Annotated in this window: 1 protein-coding gene; it reads right to left on the bottom strand. The window is 35.1% G+C overall.

Features of this window, described 5'->3' with window-relative positions; genetic code table 11:
* Nucleotides 1-52 precede the first annotated feature (52 nt).
* A complete protein-coding gene (locus tag PZE06_RS26915; protein WP_008671561.1) occupies nucleotides 53-235 on the bottom strand; it encodes a hypothetical protein in 183 nt (60 codons plus the stop codon).
* Between the last annotated feature and the right edge of the window lie 132 nt (nucleotides 236-367).

The following is a 367-nucleotide window of genomic DNA, read 5'->3' as shown; positions in this document are numbered from 1 at the left end:
CCTTGACGGTTACGGAGTATGGAGTTACATTTGCAGACAAAAAAGAGAAAAATTACTTATTCAGTAATACTTTTTCTTTCGCGGTTAAGTTCTCCAATTCTTCATCACTTATAGGAATAACAGTATAGGTTTTCCCCTCGTGATGAATAAGTACATTGTCGCCTTTACTCGCCAAATCAAGCATTTCCTCTATTCGGTTAGCAAATTCCTCGGATGTAAGATTTATAACTGCCATATCTTTAATTTTTACATTGTTTTTTTACGTCATTTATCGTCATAGTGCCCCCAAACAGAAATAACAAAAACAACAATGGTGGTTTCGTTCACCGTATATCTAATACGGTTTTTCTTATCAAGTTGCCTTGAC

This window comes from Robertmurraya sp. DFI.2.37 (genome assembly GCF_029211245.1).
GTDB lineage: Bacteria > Bacillota > Bacilli > Bacillales > Cytobacillaceae > Robertmurraya > Robertmurraya methanolica_A.
This window is presented reverse-complemented; position numbering and strand designations above follow the sequence as displayed.